The sequence below is a fragment of the Halomonas denitrificans genome (genome assembly GCF_003056305.1).
Classification (GTDB): domain Bacteria; phylum Pseudomonadota; class Gammaproteobacteria; order Pseudomonadales; family Halomonadaceae; genus Halomonas; species Halomonas denitrificans.
Map to the genome: position 1 here is coordinate 915730 of NZ_PYVX01000001.1, position 16034 is coordinate 931763.

The window sequence follows — 16034 nt, forward strand, 5'->3', positions numbered from 1 at the left end:
CCCTCAGCGGTGGCAGGCCTGGCCCGGCGCCACGGCCGCCGGGCTGGTCTCGACCATGCGTACCACGCTACCGACCACGATCAGGCAGGGTGAGGGCAACGGTGAGGCCGCCAGCCTGCCCGGCATGTCGGACAGGGTGCCGGTCAGGGCGACCTGGTCGGGCAGGCTGGCATTAGCCACCAGCATGATTGGCCAGTCGTCAGGCAGCCCGGCACCACGCAGGCCGGCGCAGATGGCCGCGACCTTGGCCAGGCCCATGTAGAACACCAGGGTCTCGTCGCGCCGGGCCAGCGCGGCCCAGTCCGGGGCACCGCCCTCCCGGCACAGCTGGGCGGTGATGAAGCGCAGCTGCTGGGCGTGGCCACGGTCGGTCAGCGGTATGCCCATGGAGGCGCAGGCCCCCGAGGCGGCGGTGATGCCGGGCACGATGTGTGCCGGCACCCCGGCCTCGGCCAGCGCCGCGAGCTCCTCGCCCATGCGCCCGAACACCCCGGGGTCCCCTCCCTTGAGACGCACCACCGCCTTGCCCTGCCGCGCCAGGTCGACCAGCAGGGCACCGATCTCGGCCTGGGGCACGCTGTGATGGCCGCTGGCCTTGCCCACGTAATAGCGCTCGCCACCAGAAGGCACCAGGGCCAGCACGTCATCGCCCACCAGGCGGTCGTAGACCACGGCGTCGGCCTGCGTGAGCAACCGCGCCGCCTTGAGCGTCAACAGCTCCGCATCGCCACACCCGGCGCCCACCAGGTAGACGCTGCCAGGCCGACACTCGCCGCCCAGCGGCAGGCTCGGCTCGCGTCCGTCGGCCCTGGGGCCCTTCAGCTCGGCCAAAAAGCGAGTGACGCCCATGCCCAGCCGGGCCAGGCCACCCAGGGCGTCAGGCCACTTGTACTGTTTCCGGCTTTTGCTCAGAACGCGCATGGGCACCCTCCTCTTCGGCACTGTCTTCGATCAGGGACTTGATTTCGGGGATACAACTGCCGCACTGGGTGCCACAGGCAAGCCTCGCACCCAGTGCCTCGACACTGCGGTCACCGGCGTGGATGGCCTCGACGATGGCCCTCTGCCCGACCTGGTGGCAGCTGCATACCAGCGGTCCACGGTCGGCCTCACCCGCATCGCAACCGGCCAGCAGCCGGCGACGCATATCGCTACCCAGCTGCGCCTCGGCGAAGCGCTCATCGAGCCAGGCCAGCCCCGGCAGCTCGGCGGGCGGGGCCACCATCAGCCACCAGCGCAGGCGTCCGTCCTCGATGCCCGCGGCGCGCAGACGGCCGCTGGCGGGGTCGTCACACCACAGGGTGGGCGCCGCGGGCAGCCACTCCTGCACCCAGGCCAGCCAGTCGCGGGGCGCTGTCTCAACGCCGCCGCCAGCGCTGCTGGGCTCCCCACCGGCCAGTTGCCAACGCCGGCAGTGGGTCAGCGGGATGCGCGCCCAGTAGGCGCCCTCGTCGCGGCCATCGAAGTCGTCGTCCAGGTCGCCCGCGACCAGCAGGGTGGCCTCCCAGCCCACCGCCAGCGGCTCCAGCGCCACCGCGCCGTGCTTGGACTCAGGCTGGCCGGAGACCGGGTCGACATGGGCCGCGAGCAGGCTGCCCATGCGTGCCATCCCGCTGTAGCGGTCGGTCCAGTGCATGGGCACGAACACCTCGCCGCGGCGCTGCCCCTTGGAGACGCGCACCCGGCCGCGATACTCGCCGTCGGCACCGGTCAGCCGCGCCAGCTGCTGGTCGCCCAGGCCGTGTGCCTTGGCATCCTCCGGGGCCACCTCGATAAACGGCTCGGCGCGGTGGTTCATCAGCCGCGGCGCCCGACCGGTGCGCGTCATGGTGTGCCACTGGTCGCGTACGCGGCCGGTGTTGAGGCGCAGCGGCCGCGCCTCGCTGAGCGCCTGTGCAGGGCCTGTCGGCCGCACCGCGATCAGCCTGGCCAGGCCATCCGGGGTGGCGAAACGGCCGTCCTCGAACAGCCGCGCGGTACCGCGGGGCGACGCGGTGGTGACCGGCCACTGGATCGGTGCCAGGGCATCGTAGCCCTCGCGATCCAGCTCACACAGCACAGAGATATCGAAGACGCGCTCGCCGTCGTTCTCGAACCCGGACAGCCGGGCATGCTCGGCGAAGATCTGCTGCGGGTGGTCGTAGGCGAAGGCCTCGCCGTAGCCCAGGCGACGGGCCACCTCGGAGATGATCCACCAATCGTGGCGCGCCTCCCCCGGTGGCGGCAGCAGGCCGCGCTGGCGCGAGATGCGCCGCTCGGAGTTGGTCACGGTGCCGTCCTTCTCCGACCACGACGAGGCCGGCAGCACGATATCGGCATACGGGAGCAGGTCGGTGTCGGCCATGCACTCGGAGACGATCACCAGCGGACACTTGGCCAACGCCGCACGCACACGGTTGGCATCGGGCAGGCTGACCGCCGGATTGGTGGCCATCACCCACAGGGCCTGGACCTCGCCGCGTTCGATGGCCTCGAACAGCTCGACGGCCTTGTGGCCCGGTCCCTCGGGCAGGGTCGGCACCAGGCTGGCGGTGGTCCAGAAGCGCGCCACCCGATCGATGGCTCCCGGGGTGTGGTAGTCCATATGGGCGGCCAGCTGGTTGGCGAGCCCGCCCACCTCACGGCCGCCCATGGCGTTGGGCTGGCCGGTGATCGAGAAGGGTCCGGCGCCGGGCAGGCCGATCTTGCCGCCGGCCAGGTGGCAGTTGATGATGGCGTTACACTTGTCGGTGCCGCTGGACGACTGGTTGATGCCCTGCGAGTACAGGGTCACCACGTGCAGCTGACTGGCGAACCAGTAGAAGAAGGTCTCCAGACGCTCTGGGTCGACATCGCAGTCGGCGGCGATGGCCTCGATGCGGATGTCATCCACGCGGGCCGCGGCAAGCGCCTCGTCCAGGCCCTGGGTGTGCTTTTCCAGGAAGACCCGGTCGAGCTTGCCCTTGTCGGCCATCCAGGCCAGCAGGCCATTGAACAGCCGCGCGTCGCTGCCGGGCCTGAGGCCCAGGTAGAGGTCGGCGATCTCGCAGCTGTCGGTGACCCGCGGGTCGATCACCACCACCCGCATCAGCGGGTTGCGGGTCTTGGCGGTGCGCAGGCGCTGGTAGAGCACCGGATGGTTCCAGGCCAGGTTGGAGCCCACCAGCACCACCAACTCGGCCTCCTCCAGGTCCTCGTAGCTGCACGGCACGGCATCGGCGCCCAGCGAGCGCTTGTAGGCGGCCACTGCCGAGGCCATGCACAGCCGCGAGTTGGTGTCCAGGTGCGGCGTACCGAGGAAGCCCTTGAACAACTTATTGGCAACATAGTAGTCCTCGGTGAGCAGCTGGCCAGACAGGTAGGCCGCCACGGACGGGTTGCCATGGGCGGCACGTGTGGTCTGCAACCGCTCGGCGACCGTATCGAGCGCGATGTCCCAGTCGACCTCGACACCATCGACGCGTGGACGGGTCAGGCGGCCGTGATCACCGAGGGTCTCGGCGAGCGCCGAGCCCTTGACGCACAGACGCCCGTAGTTGGCCGGATGATCGCCGTCGCCTTCCACGTCGGTCAGGCGATTCCCGTCGACGTGAGCCAGCACGCCACAGCCGACGCCGCAGTATGGACAAGTCGTTCGGGCCTGGTGCATGGCATACCTCTTGATTGCGCAAGAAACAAAAAGGCGCCCACCCTGTCGTGACCCGCAGGTCACCGAGGTTGGACGCCGTTGTCATGTTGCCGAAAGGTTCACCGCGAGAGCCCTCTTTGGCTCCCGGTGGCTTGTCTCCACTCCATGATGCAAGCGATATGCCACATCTTCCTTTAGGGCCGCCATCGGCCCATGCTGCAGGGCCTCACGGAGGCCAGCAGGATCATGGTGTCACCTGGCGGCAAGGCCAAAACGCACCATGACACCCCTCATGACGCAGTCTTCGCACCACAGGGAGGCAGGAAACCCGCTGTCGCGAGCCCGGGCCCAGGACGCCTTTTGCCGACGCCGCCGCTCACCCGGCGACAACGGGGCGCTCCCATGCCCTGTTGTCGTGCACAGCGCCGCTCACTTGTCGCGTCCTGGAACATTGCTTGCATGGAACACTGGCTCGCTGGCTGGCAGAGAAGGCAGCCAGCCCCCCATCGATAACATCCACGAGAACGAGCCCAACACCATGCCACCACCGCTCAAGGTCCTACTTGTCGACGATGAGGTCGTGCGTGCTGCCATGGTCGAGGAAGCCCTGACCAACGAGGGCCATCAGGTCACCTGTCGCCTGCAGAGCCCGGCGAGCCTCAACGAGATGGTCGCCCGCCATCAGCCCGACGTGGTGATCATCGACATGGACTCCCCCGATCGCGACACCCTCGACAGCATGGCCGTGCTGAATCGTGAGAATCCCCGTCCGGTGGTGTTCTTCGCCGACCAGCACGACCCGGACACCATGCAGGCGGCGCTGAAGTCCGGCGTCAGCGCCTATGTCGTGGACGGCCTGGTCCCCGGCCGGGTCAAGGCCATCATCGAGGTCGCCATCGCCCGCTTCGACTCCTTCCAGTCGATGCGCCAGGAGCTCGACAAGGCACGCAACCAGCTGGCCGAACGCAAGCGCATCGAACGCGCCAAGGGGCTGCTGATGAAGCACCAGAGCTGCGACGAGGAACAGGCCTATCGCATGCTGCGCAAGATCGCCATGGACCGCGGCCAACGCATCGCCGACGTCGCCGAGAGCGTCATCGATATCCTCGAACGCCTGGAGATTGGATCATGACCACACTGCAAGATGCCGAGCTCGGCCGCCTGACGCTGGGCTTCGTGCCGCTGTTGGACGCGGCCCTGCCGATCATCGCCCGGGAGGGTGGCTTCTTCGACGCCGTGGGACTAGAGGTCATGCTCTCGCGGGAGAGTGCCTGGTCGACATTGCGCGACAAGGTCGCCGCCGGGCTGCTCGACGGGGCCCAAATGCTCGCTCCGCTGCCGCTGGCCATGAGCCTGGGGCTGGGACGCGCGCCCTGCGATACCCTGGCGCCGATCACCCTGAGCCGCAACGGCAACACCATCGTCTTGTCCCGCTCTCTTTCCGAACGCGCCGGCGTGGCTCTCGGCGATGAGCCGGCCGACAGCGCCCGGGCGCTGGGCGCCTACCTCGCCGCCCACCCCGAGACGCGCCCACGCCTGGGCATGGTCTACCCCTTCTCCTGCCAGCACTATCAACTGCGCCGGTGGCTGGCGCTGGGCGGCCTCGACCCCGACCAGGACGTCGAGCTCAGCGTGTTGCCGCCACCGCGCATGGTGGAGGCCATGCAGGCGGGGGAGATCGACGGGTGCTGTGTCGGCGAACCCTGGGGCAGCCTCGCGGTCGCCCGCGAACTGGGCACCCTCGCCGCCACCGGCGTCCAGCTATGGCCCGACCATCCGGAAAAGGTCCTCGGCGTGACGCGCTCCTGGGCCAGGCGCTATCCGGCCACCCTGCAACGCCTGATCGCGGCACTCCTTGACGCCAGCCGGTGGCTCGCCGCCGATCCCGAGCACCTCCACCAGGCCCGCGAGTGGCTGTCCTTGCCCCCCTACCTGGACCGCTCGGTGGATCATCTCTCCCTGCTGTCGCTGGGTACGCCCCCCATCGCCCAGCGCCTGTTCGGCGACGATGTGCTGCGTCCGGACCCCACGGCGGCAGGCCACTTCGCCGAGCACATCGACCAGCACATGCGAAGACATGGCCGCCGGCTCGATCACGCCACCCTAAGCGAGTGCTACAGCCCCGTGCATTTCGATGAGGTAGCGCACCAGCCGAGTGCAGCCCCTCGCTGACCCGACCGATGACGACCCGACACACACCATTGTAAAAAACTGAATTAAAAGAAAATAAAAACCGAGTGGCACATCCTGGCTGATCCTTTGCTTCTATTCAGGACAAGAAGCAGGGCGGTCAATGGCGACCGTCTCGGCAAAGCGATGACAAAGGCGTCTCCGCACTCCCCTTATCAGGGTGTGCCGAGACGCCTTTTCTTTTTTTGCGGATTGAGGAGCGCACGATGCCCCATCAAGGTTCCACACAGGACGTGCCCCTGCCCACCCGGGATGCGCACCTGGTCATCATCGGTAACGGCATGGCCGGCCACCGGCTGCTCGCGTCCCTGCTCGACAAGCAGGCACGACCCTCACGCATCACCGTGATTGGCGAGGAAAAAGCACCCGCCTACAACCGTATCCTGCTCTCGCCGCTGCTGGCCGGCGAGATGGAACGTGACGCGCTGACCCTGCGCGATACCGACGGGTATGCCGAACAGGGTGTCGAGCTGGTGCTCGGCGAGCGGGTCACGGAGATCGACCGCCAGGCTCATCGGATCACCACCTCCGACGGCCGCGAGTTCAGCTACGACCGTCTGGTGCTGGCCACCGGCTCACGGCCAGCGATGCCGCCGATCCCGGGCCTCGACCTGCCCGGCGTCTATGTCTTCCGCGACCTCGACGACGCCGCGGCGCTGGTCGATTGCGCCCAGGCCCTGGCCGCCGAGGGCGGGGGTCGCGCGCTGGTCATCGGCGGCGGCCTGCTGGGCCTGGAAGCCGCCGAGGGGCTGCGCAAGCGCGGCATGACGGTGAGCATCGTCCAGCGCGACGACCGGCTGATGAACCGCCAGCTGGACCTCACCGCCGCCAGGCTGCTCGAGGGCGAGCTCGCGAGCCGCGGCCTCGAGATCATCACCAACGGCCAGCTGGACCACCTGGCGGCCGACGACCAGGGCCATGTCGCGGGCGCCCGACTCGCCGACGGCCGCTGGCTGGCCGTCGACTGCGTGGTGATGGCGATCGGCATCACCCCCAACGTGGCGCTTGCCCGGTCGGCCGGGCTCGAGGTCAACCGCGCGGTGGTCGTCGATGCACACCTCACCAGCTCCGACCCGGCGATCCACGCCCTGGGCGAATGTTGTGAGTTCAATGGACAGACCTACGGCCTGGTCGAGCCGATCTGGCAGCAGGTCGAGGTGCTGGCCGCACGGCTGGCCGGCGAGAGCATCGATGGCTACGTGGAGGCTCCCACCGCCACCAAGCTCAAGGTCAGTGGCGTCTCGCTTTATGCCTTCGGGCCCATCGAGGCCGCGGACGACCATGAGGTGCTGACCTACCACGACCCGGAACATGGCGACTACCGCCGGCTGCTGCTGCGCGACGGCCGCCTCGAAGGAGCCGTGCTCTACGGCGATACCGCTTCGGGCCCCTGGTACTTCAAGCAGTCGCTGGCCGGCCACGACCTCTCCGCCTGCCGCCAGGCGCTGCTGTTCGGCCAGGCCGATGCCACGGCCCTGCTCGATGCCACGAATCCCACCATGTCCCACGCCCGGGACAGCTCCCCGCAGGAGGAAGCCGCATGAACACGCCCAGCCCAGGTCCCCATCTGATCATCATCGGCAACGGCATGGTCGGCCATCATCTGGTCGAGCAACTCATCGAACGCGGCGGCACCGAGCAGTACCGCATCACGGTATTCGGCGAGGAGCGTCATCGCGCCTACGACCGCGTCCACCTCTCCGAGTACTTCGCCGGGCGCGACGCCCAGTCGCTGGCCCTGTGCGATGCGGACTTCTACGCGGCGAACGGCATCGAGCTGCGTCTCCATGAGACGGTGACCGCCCTCGACCGCAACAAGGGCGAGGTGGTGACCGCCCAGGGCCGCTATGCCTACGACCGACTGGTGCTGGCTACCGGCTCCTACCCCTTCGTGCCGCCGATCCCCGGCAATGACCGCGAGAACTGCCTGGTCTATCGCACCCTGGATGACCTCGACGACATCCGCGCCGCGGCCGAGAAGGCCACCACCGGCGTGGTGGTCGGCGGCGGCCTGCTCGGCCTGGAGGCGGCCAACACCCTGCGCGGGCTCGACCTCGACACCGCCGTGGTCGAGTTCGCCCCGCGGCTGATGCCGATGCAGGTCGACACCGAGGGCGGAGAACTGCTGCGCGAGAAGATCGAGGCGCTGGGCGTCCAGGTGCTCACCGGCCGCGCCACCCAGCACATCGAGGACGGCGAGGCCAGCTTCCACCGCATGGTCTTCCAGGACGACAAGGTGCTGGAGACCGACCTGATCGTGTTCTCCGCCGGCATCCGGCCCCGCGACGAGCTGGCCCGGGACGCCGCCCTAAAGATGGGCCAGCGCGGCGGCGTGGTGATCGACGACCGCTGCCTGACCAGCGACCCGGCGATCCTGGCCATCGGTGAGGTGGCGCTGTGGAACAACAGCATCTTCGGCCTGGTGGCGCCCGGCTACCAGATGGCCAAGGCCGCCGCGGATACCCTGCTCGGGGGTGAGCTGATCTTCGAGGGCGCCGACATGAGCACCAAGCTCAAGCTGCTCGGCGTCGACGTGGGCGCCATCGGCGACGCCCACGGCAACCAGACCCCCGGTGCGCGGATGTTCCGCTACCTGGACCAGATCAAACAGGAATACCGCAAGCTGGTGGTCTCCAGCGACGGCAAGAAGCTGCTCGGCGCCATGCTGGTAGGTGACAACGCCACCTACGACACCCTGATGCAGTACTACAGCAACGGCCTGGAGCTGCCCGAGGACCCGGCCGCGCTGATCCTGCCCTCCACCGAGGGCGCGCCGACCCTGGGCGCCGACGCCCTGCCCGACGGCGCGACCATCTGCTCGTGTCACAACGTCACCAAGGGGTCGATCTGCGCGACCATCGACGACGGAGCCACCGACCTGGGCGCCGTCAAGGCCAAGACCCGCGCCAGCACCGGCTGCGGCGGCTGCGCGGCCCTGCTCAAGAACGTGGTCGACCACGAGCTGGAAGCTCGCGGCGTGGAGGTCGACCAGTCGATCTGCGAGCACTTTTCCCACACCCGGCAGGAGCTCTTCGACATCGTCCGCGTCGAGGGCATCAAGACCTTCGGCGAGCTGATCGGCAAGCACGGTCAAGGCTCTGCAGACTCGCCAGGCTTAGGCTGCGACATCTGCAAGCCGGCGGTGGCCTCGATCCTGGCGTCCTGCTTCAACGAGCCGATCACCGACGCCGCGCACATCCCGCTGCAGGATACCAACGACACCTTCATGGCCAACATGCAGAAGAACGGCACCTACTCGGTGGTGCCGCGTATCGCCGGCGGCGAAATCACCCCGGACAAGCTGGTGGTGCTCGGTCAGGTCGCGCAGACCTACGGCCTCTATACCAAGATCACCGGTGGCCAGCGCATCGACCTGTTCGGCGCCCGCCTCGAGGATCTCCCGGACATCTGGGGCACCCTGATCGAGGCCGGCTTCGAGACCGGTCACGCCTACGGCAAGTCGGTACGCACCGTGAAGTCCTGTGTGGGCAGCACCTGGTGCCGCTATGGCGTGCAGGACAGCGTGGGCATGGCGATCCAGCTGGAGCACCGCTACAAGGGCCTTCGCTCTCCGCACAAGCTCAAGTTCGCGGTCTCCGGTTGCACCCGCGAGTGCGCAGAGGCCCAGAGCAAGGACGTCGGGGTGATCGCCACCGAGCACGGCTGGAACCTCTACGTCTGCGGCAACGGCGGCATGCGCCCGCGCCACGCCGAGCTCTTCGCCACCGACCTGGACGATGAGCAGCTGATCACGATCATCGACCGCTTCCTGATGTTCTACGTGCGCACCGCCGACCGCCTGCAGCGTACCTCGGTATGGCGCGAGAACCTGGAGGGCGGCCTGGACTACCTCAAGGAGGTGGTGCTCGAGGACAGCCTGGGCATCGGCGATGAGCTCGAGGCGCAGATGCAGACCGTCATCGACAACTACGAGTGCGAGTGGGCTGGCGCTCTCAACGACCCCGAGAAGCTCAAGCGCTTCCGCAGCTTCGTCAACGACGCGCGCCCCGACCCGGACATCATCGTCACCGAGGAGCGCGGCCAGCTGCGGCCTGCCTGATGGGCCGTTTCGACGTCACCCAGCCAATGAGGGGCGCCGCGACAGGTCGAAGAGGAGGTCCTACGCCATGGATGGCGTCGGTAGCGCCGTGGGAAGAGTTCACGGCGCCTCCTCGATGGTCCGGCACCCCGGGACCTGTCGACGGATCGGCCCCCAGCGATCATATCGACGTCCACCGAGCTCCCCGCCCAGAGAAGGAAATTTCCCATGATCACCGCAACCGCAGAAGCCCCGACCATGTCCCAGACCTGGCAGACCCTGTGCTCCCGGGCCGATCTGGTGGCCCACTCCGGCGTCGCCGCCTGGCTCGAGACCGCCGACGGCCCGGTCCAGGTGGCCCTGTTCTACCTTCCATGCGGCCCGAACACGCCGCGGCCCACCGGCCCGAAGCCGCCGGGAGATATCGGCCATGCCACCGAACTCTTCGCCGTGGACCATCGCGATCCCTTCTCGGACGCCAACGTCATCGCCCGCGGCATCGTCGGCGACGTCCAGGGCGAACCGGTAGTGGCCTCGCCGCTCTACAAGCAGCACTTCCGGCTCAAAGACGGCCAGTGCCTGGAGGACGAGGCCGTCCGCCTGCGCACCTGGCCGGTACGCCTCGATGGGGACCAGGTGATGATCCGGGTGTGACCCTGAAACACATGGCCCACCGCCCCCACTAGCTGGCTGGGGAGCCGTCCAGCGCCTCGAGCAGCGCCGCATCACGCTCGTAGATATCGGGGCGAAAGACCAGCTGATCCTCCTCGTCAGGGTGCACCGTCCAGTAGTGCAGGATGACCGGCACGGCTCGCTCCAGGTGGACATTGCGGGTCCGTCCGGCGGCGACCAGGCGGTCGACCCGGGCGTCGGTGCCGGTGTCGTCGAAAAGGTGCTGGGCGAGCTCGAGCACCCCCTGCACGCGGATGCAGCCCGAACTGAAGGCGCGCTGTTCGCGGTCGAAGAGCGCCTGTGCCGGCGTGTCGTGGAGATAGACCAGGTGCTGGTTGGGAAAGCGCAGCACCACGTGCCCCAGGGCATTCTGAGGGCCGGCGCGCTGGCGCAGGATGACGTTGCCGGGGCGCCACCAGTCGACGTCACGCGGGTCGAGGCGTTGGCCGGAGGGGCTCAGCACCATCAGGTCCTGCTCCCACAGGTAGCCGAGGTAGCGGCGCACCTCGGGCAGCACGTCCTCGCGCAGGATGGTCGGCGGCACCGTCCAGGTGGGATTGATCGTCAGGTGGGTGATCTGCGAGCGCAGCGAGGGGGTGCGGCGATAGGGCCGGCCGACCACGATGCGCGACTGCCAGACGTCGCCGTCCGGGCGGAAGTAGCGGATCCGGTAGCCGGCGATATCGACCAGCACGAAGGAGTCCGGCAGGCCGTGGAGCAGCCAGCGCGCCCGCTCCAGGTTGATGCGGATCTGGTCGATGCGCGTGACCACGGGAACGTTCAGGGCCGATCGCGTGCGGGGCCCGACGATGCCGTCCACCTCCAGCAGGTGGCGCTGCTGGAAGCGCTCCACGGCCGCCACCAGACGCGCATCGTAACGGCGCGGGTCGGGCGGGACCGAGGTGGGCTCGGCGACGAGTTCCACCGCCATCACCTCCAGCTCGCCCAGGATCGCCAGGCGCTCGCGCAGCAGCAGCACTTCGTCGTGGCGCTCCCCCGGACGCAGCGACTGCGGTCGGGGGGGCAGCATCGGCCAGCCCCCCTGCCGCGCAATATGCCGGTAGCGGGCGAGGCTCGCCCGCAGGCGCTCGTAAGGCGGCGCACTGGGACGCACCGCGGCGAAGGCCTGCTCGAAGCGACGGGTGTCCACCGCCTCGGAGATCGCCGCGAAGTCCAGAGGCGGCGCCTCGATGGGCACCTCCCAGCCCGGGTCGATGCGATAGGGATCCACCTTGCCGCGCTGCAGGTGACGCAGGGCCGTCAGCAGGGTCTGGCTCGTCTCCAGGTCGAAGCGCGCCCGCGCCGCCGGGGGGCTTTCCTCGTCGAGCGCCTGACGATGCGAGGCCACCAGGGTATCCGGCCGATAGTCCTGCGGCGTCAGGCCATCGGCGTCCAGCGTGCGCAGGGCGTTGGCGAGGGCCGCCACGGTGGCGGCCTCCTGCCAGGCGGGGCGCCCATCGCGCGCCGCATAGAACGCCTGCAGGGTCACCTCCTGCTCATCCAGGCGAGCGGCGAGGCTGTCGGCCAGGGAGGGCGCGACCGCCTCGGCCAGCGCCGAGGAGGCCAGCGTCAGCAGCATCGACGCGGTGAGGACCCGCGGCGTCCATCCGGTTGCCCAGAACATGGCGACCTCCTCGTGGTTGATGTCGGTGGCTGATTCATTATGATGCTCATCGTCATCATAGTGTCTGATCTCGAGCCGCAGGGACGCCGCTTGTCCGTTCGCGTGATCGCCGCTCCGTCCCGGAATGGACGTCGAGCCGGCAGCGCACCCCATCGACAGGTTTCCCGAATGCCCATGAATGTCCCGAGCCGATGGCTACCCGGCGCGGCCCTCTGCAGCGCCCTGCTGCTGGGCGCCCTGCCCTTGCTGGCCAGCGATGCCGCCCAGGCGCACAGTGCATCGCCCGACACGCCGCATCAGCCAGCCTCCCTCGCCCAGACCCTGCGCCAACTGGCCCCCGGCGCCGATGCCCGGGTGATGCGCCTGGCGGCCCGCGCGCTCTCCTGCGCCGACCCGGATGCCGAGCGGCTGGCGGTGATCGACTTCTCGCTGCCCTCCACCGAGCCGCGCCTGTGGGTCTTCGACCTGAAGCGTCAGCGATTGTTGTTCAAGGAGCTGGTCTCCCACGGCCAGGGATCGGGCAATGCCGTGGCCAGGAGCTTCTCCAACGTCCCGGAGAGTCACCAGTCCAGCATCGGGCTGTTTCGCACCATGAACAGCTACCGGGGCAGCAACGGCTACTCCCTGCGCCTCGAGGGGCTGGAGCCCGGCGTCAACGACCTGGCCTACGAGCGCGCTATCGTCATCCATGGCGCCGACTATGTGAGCGAGGCGTTCATCGAGCAGACCGGCCGTCTCGGCCGCAGCCACGGCTGCCCGGCGGTTCGCCAGGAAGTGGCGACCCCGCTGATCGACAGCATCAAGGAGGATCAGTACCTCTTCACCTACTACCCGGATCCGGAGTGGCTGGCGAGTTCGAACTTCTTCCGCTGCGACCGTGACGAGGCGCCCCTGGCCATGAACTGAGGCCCCGCACCGCTACGCCCCGAGGTGGGCGGCGGGATTGCACGGACGGCGGTGACTGCGCCATTCTGCAGTCTGGCGTCTCACTGGCACAGGAGAGGACGATGAAAGATCGGGTATTACTGATTACCGGAGCCTCGAGCGGTATCGGCGCGGCCACGGCCCGCGCCGCCGCCCGCGCGCACTATCAGCTGGTGCTGGCGGCCCGCTCCCGGGAGAAGCTGACGGCCCTGGCCGAGGAGCTGGGTCCGGAAAACGTTCTCGCCGTCGGCTGCGACGTCACCTCCATGGAAGAGCAGCAGGCCATGGTCGAACAGGCGCTGGAGCGCTTCGGGCGCATCGATGCGGTGTTCGCCAACGCGGGACGCGGCGGCTCGCCGGGCGGGTTCAGCGGCGCCGACCACGAGGCCTGGCGCGACATGATCCTGACCAATATCTATGGAGTGGGCCTGACCCTGCAGGCGACCCTGCCGGCGTTGCGCCACAGTCGCGGCCAGGTACTGCTCACCGGCTCTGCCGCCGGCCGTGCCACCATCCCCGGCTCCATGTACGGCGCCACCAAGTGGGCGGTCACCGGCATCGGCTACAACCTGCGGGAAGAGCTGCGCGGCAGCGGCATCCGGGTGACGCTGATCGAGCCCGGCATGGTGGACACCCCCTTCTTCGACGAGCCACCGGAGTACGCCCTCGAGGATCGCGATATCGCCAACGCGGTGATCTACGCGCTCGACCAGCCGGCGCATGTGGACGTCAACGAGATCTTGATACGCCCCACGCCCCCCGTGGAGTAGCCCTCCCCTTTCCACCGCCACGCTTCTCCTTCACTACCCGGCCATCGCGCCGGGCCCTGCGCCAGGGATGGCGGCAGCACCTCAAGCCCTCTCCGGGCAGGGAGGCCGGCGGGCGGGGTTCGACAGAGCCGCTCGGCCTCCATGACGCGACCGGGCCGTTCGACCCGCGACGCGATGGTGCCTCCCTCTCTGGATCGATCACCGTGCCAAAACGGTCGCGAACGTGAGAAATTGCGCGGCCGGAGACGACGTGACTCCGGCAACATGAGGTCTCTCAGAAGCATTGATGAGGCTTTCGCCTACCCAGGCATCATTCCAGTAACTCCTCCCAGTCTCGAGTACCAAATTCATGATGAAAATGGCCTGACGCTCTCTCGACCAGAGTCGGCCGCCTTTCTTCAATCCTCTGAAAAGCCGAGAGTTTCTCTTGCATGGCAGCGTGCTTTTCGAGTAAGACCTACGCCGATGATTTGTAACATGACTTTACAATCATGACAGAGCCGCCAACACTGTGAACGGCAGGCAACGGACAGCGATCGCAAGGCTTCGATGCGTCACTTCCTCTCCCCCTTTCGGCCAGGGGGGCGGGCATGTTCATGTCCTGGAGGGACACGGTCGGCAGGCATCATGCGACTGGCATCGCGATAAATAAATCGATCATGACAAGCGGGATAAGACCCGCGGCTATCGGCAGGCTTCGCAGGGCCCTGATCACCATCAATAATGGTTGCCAGAAACAACCATAAGGACAAAGGATGATGGAATCATCACGGCAGATCATGGCAATCGGCAATCACTCGCTATTTCAGGCCATCGTCGAGGAGCTCCCCCACCATGACTGGTCGGTTTTTCAGACCGACAACCTCCAGGAAGCCCTGAGCTTCATTGGCAAGCATGACTGCAGGATTGGCCTGACCTTTCTCGAAGCCGGCGCCGAATCGTTTCCGCTTGAGATGGAGCGGGCCGTTGAGCTCTCGACGCTTCACTGGGTGGTGCTCGTGGAGGATGTCGACCGACTGAGCGACAGGGCCCGCGATTTGATCTATAGCAACTGCTTTGCCTATCGGACCGCTCCCCTGGACGCCCGCAGCGTCAATGCGCTCCTGGAAAGTGCCCTGGGCATGGCCAGGCTGCAGGATCGCTACGACGCCTTTCGAACGGACCGTCAGAACGATGACTTGCGCATGGTGGGCGATACGCCGGTCATGCAGCATCTCTACCGGACCATTCACAAGGTGGCCGCGGTCGACGCCCCCGTGCTGATCACCGGAGAATCCGGCACCGGCAAGGAGCTCACCGCCCGGGCCATTCATGATCTCTCGTCGCGACGCCACGGGCCCTTCAACGTCGTCAACTGCGGCGCGCTGCCCGCGGGACTCATCCAGTCGGAGCTATTCGGCCATGAAAAAGGCGCCTTCACCGGCGCCAACCAGCGAAAGACCGGCATCATCGAGAACTCACAGGACGGTACCCTCTTCCTGGACGAGATCGGCGATCTTCCCCTGGACATGCAGGTCAACCTGCTGCGGTTTCTGGAGACCCTGACGGTGTTTCGCGTTGGCGGGCTCAAGGAGATTCCCGTCGATGTCAGGGTGCTGGCGGCGACCCATGTCGATCTCGAGCAGGCCATCGAGAAGGGAGAATTCAGGGAGGACCTCTACCACAGGCTCAATGTCCTGCAGGTGCAGACGCCTGCGCTCAGGGAGCACCCGGAGGATATCGAACCGCTGGCCAACTTCTTCTTTCGCCGCTTCGCCGACGACAAGCCGGTGAAGGTGCGGGGGTTCAGCCACGAGAGCCTGATGGTGATGCGACAGCATCGCTGGCCGGGGAACATACGCGAGATGGTGAACCGGGTCAGGCGCTCCATGATCATGTGCGAGCATCGCCTGATCAGCCCCGCCGACCTGGGGCTGGAGCGGCGCAACGGCCACTCCCGCGGCACCGACTCCCTGCAGCAGGCCCGCGATGCGGCGGAATGCGAGGCGATCAAGGCCGCGCTGGCGCGCAACAAGCACAAGATACTGCACGCGGCGCGCGAGCTCGGCATCTCTCGGGTCACCCTGTACCGATTGCTCGAGAAACATGGCATCGACAGGAACGGCGGCCCGGATGAGGCGGCATCAGACTTTTCGTCGACATCCAAGACCATTCAACTAACCTGAACATGAGCCGGGGCCAGCGCACTGCGGCCCATGACGGCTCGCC

Annotated in this window: 11 protein-coding genes; 8 read left to right on the forward strand and 3 right to left on the reverse strand. The window is 67.6% G+C overall.

All coding sequences use genetic code 11. The annotated features are described in order from the left end of the window. Positions 1 to 3: 3 nt before the first annotated feature. Positions 4 to 921 (reverse strand): uroporphyrinogen-III C-methyltransferase, encoded by a 918-nt coding sequence (gene cobA / locus C9F13_RS04115; protein ID WP_108444929.1) that lies wholly within the window; start codon positions 919 to 921, stop codon positions 4 to 6. Then, complete coding sequence (locus C9F13_RS04120) at positions 878 to 3628, reverse strand: nitrate reductase (RefSeq protein WP_108444930.1); 2751 nt, start codon at positions 3626 to 3628, stop codon at positions 878 to 880. The genes cobA and C9F13_RS04120 overlap by 44 nt, the downstream gene beginning before the upstream one ends. A 517-nt stretch (positions 3629 to 4145) precedes the next feature. Between C9F13_RS04120 and C9F13_RS04125 the strand changes: the two genes are divergently transcribed. The 5 genes from C9F13_RS04125 to nirD all read left to right on the forward strand — a co-directional run bounded on the left by C9F13_RS04125 (position 4146) and on the right by nirD (position 10490). Then, on the forward strand, positions 4146 to 4739 hold the full coding sequence (locus tag C9F13_RS04125; RefSeq protein WP_108444931.1) for an ANTAR domain-containing response regulator: 594 nt from the start codon (positions 4146 to 4148) through the stop codon (positions 4737 to 4739). Beyond that, positions 4736 to 5779 (forward strand): CmpA/NrtA family ABC transporter substrate-binding protein, encoded by a 1044-nt coding sequence (locus C9F13_RS04130; protein WP_108444932.1) that lies wholly within the window; start codon positions 4736 to 4738, stop codon positions 5777 to 5779. Before C9F13_RS04125 ends, C9F13_RS04130 begins: the two co-directional genes overlap by 4 nt. 224 nt (positions 5780 to 6003) lie before the next feature. Beyond that, entirely contained in the window at positions 6004 to 7341 is a 1338-nt protein-coding gene (locus C9F13_RS04135) for an NAD(P)/FAD-dependent oxidoreductase (protein ID WP_108444933.1), read from the forward strand. Beyond that, the gene (nirB, locus tag C9F13_RS04140; protein ID WP_108444934.1) at positions 7338 to 9857 is read left to right on the forward strand and encodes a nitrite reductase large subunit NirB; all 2520 of its coding nucleotides are present in this window, start codon (positions 7338 to 7340) and stop codon (positions 9855 to 9857) included. The genes C9F13_RS04135 and nirB overlap by 4 nt, the downstream gene beginning before the upstream one ends. Before the next feature lie 207 nt (positions 9858 to 10064). Continuing rightward, positions 10065 to 10490 carry a nitrite reductase small subunit NirD gene (gene nirD / locus C9F13_RS04145; protein WP_108444935.1) on the forward strand — a complete coding sequence of 142 codons (426 nt, stop codon included), beginning with the start codon at positions 10065 to 10067 and terminating at the stop codon, positions 10488 to 10490. 28 nt (positions 10491 to 10518) lie between these two features. Here nirD and C9F13_RS04150 read toward each other — a convergent pair whose 3' ends face one another. Then, positions 10519 to 12132, reverse strand: coding sequence for a L,D-transpeptidase family protein (locus tag C9F13_RS04150; protein ID WP_108444936.1), 1614 nt, complete (start codon positions 12130 to 12132; stop codon positions 10519 to 10521). Positions 12133 to 12300: 168 nt separating this feature from the next. On the opposite strand from C9F13_RS04150, the gene C9F13_RS04155 reads away from it, so the two are divergent. The 3 genes from C9F13_RS04155 to C9F13_RS04165 all read left to right on the forward strand — a co-directional run bounded on the left by C9F13_RS04155 (position 12301) and on the right by C9F13_RS04165 (position 15991). Next, positions 12301 to 13038: a murein L,D-transpeptidase catalytic domain family protein gene (locus C9F13_RS04155; protein WP_108444937.1), complete on the forward strand. Its 738-nt coding sequence runs from the start codon at positions 12301 to 12303 to the stop codon at positions 13036 to 13038. A 101-nt stretch (positions 13039 to 13139) separates the two neighbouring features. Then, complete coding sequence (locus C9F13_RS04160) at positions 13140 to 13826, forward strand: SDR family oxidoreductase (protein WP_108444938.1); 687 nt, start codon at positions 13140 to 13142, stop codon at positions 13824 to 13826. Between the two features lie 755 nt (positions 13827 to 14581). Next, positions 14582 to 15991 (forward strand): sigma-54 interaction domain-containing protein, encoded by a 1410-nt coding sequence (locus tag C9F13_RS04165; RefSeq protein WP_211310895.1) that lies wholly within the window; start codon positions 14582 to 14584, stop codon positions 15989 to 15991. Positions 15992 to 16034 lie beyond the last annotated feature (43 nt).

Bases quoted from the DNA above. Each gene is read 5' to 3' on its own strand.
- cobA (WP_108444929.1), bottom strand. From the start codon at position 921: ATGCGCGTTCTGAGCAAAAGCCGGAAACAGTACAAGTGGCCTGACGCC.
- C9F13_RS04120 (WP_108444930.1), bottom strand. From the start codon at position 3,628: ATGCACCAGGCCCGAACGACTTGTCCATACTGCGGCGTCGGCTGTGGC.
- C9F13_RS04125 (WP_108444931.1), top strand. From the start codon at position 4,146: ATGCCACCACCGCTCAAGGTCCTACTTGTCGACGATGAGGTCGTGCGT.
- C9F13_RS04130 (WP_108444932.1), top strand. From the start codon at position 4,736: ATGACCACACTGCAAGATGCCGAGCTCGGCCGCCTGACGCTGGGCTTC.
- C9F13_RS04135 (WP_108444933.1), top strand. From the start codon at position 6,004: ATGCCCCATCAAGGTTCCACACAGGACGTGCCCCTGCCCACCCGGGAT.
- nirB (WP_108444934.1), top strand. From the start codon at position 7,338: ATGAACACGCCCAGCCCAGGTCCCCATCTGATCATCATCGGCAACGGC.
- nirD (WP_108444935.1), top strand. From the start codon at position 10,065: ATGATCACCGCAACCGCAGAAGCCCCGACCATGTCCCAGACCTGGCAG.
- C9F13_RS04150 (WP_108444936.1), bottom strand. From the start codon at position 12,132: ATGTTCTGGGCAACCGGATGGACGCCGCGGGTCCTCACCGCGTCGATG.
- C9F13_RS04155 (WP_108444937.1), top strand. From the start codon at position 12,301: ATGCCCATGAATGTCCCGAGCCGATGGCTACCCGGCGCGGCCCTCTGC.
- C9F13_RS04160 (WP_108444938.1), top strand. From the start codon at position 13,140: ATGAAAGATCGGGTATTACTGATTACCGGAGCCTCGAGCGGTATCGGC.
- C9F13_RS04165 (WP_211310895.1), top strand. From the start codon at position 14,582: ATGATGGAATCATCACGGCAGATCATGGCAATCGGCAATCACTCGCTA.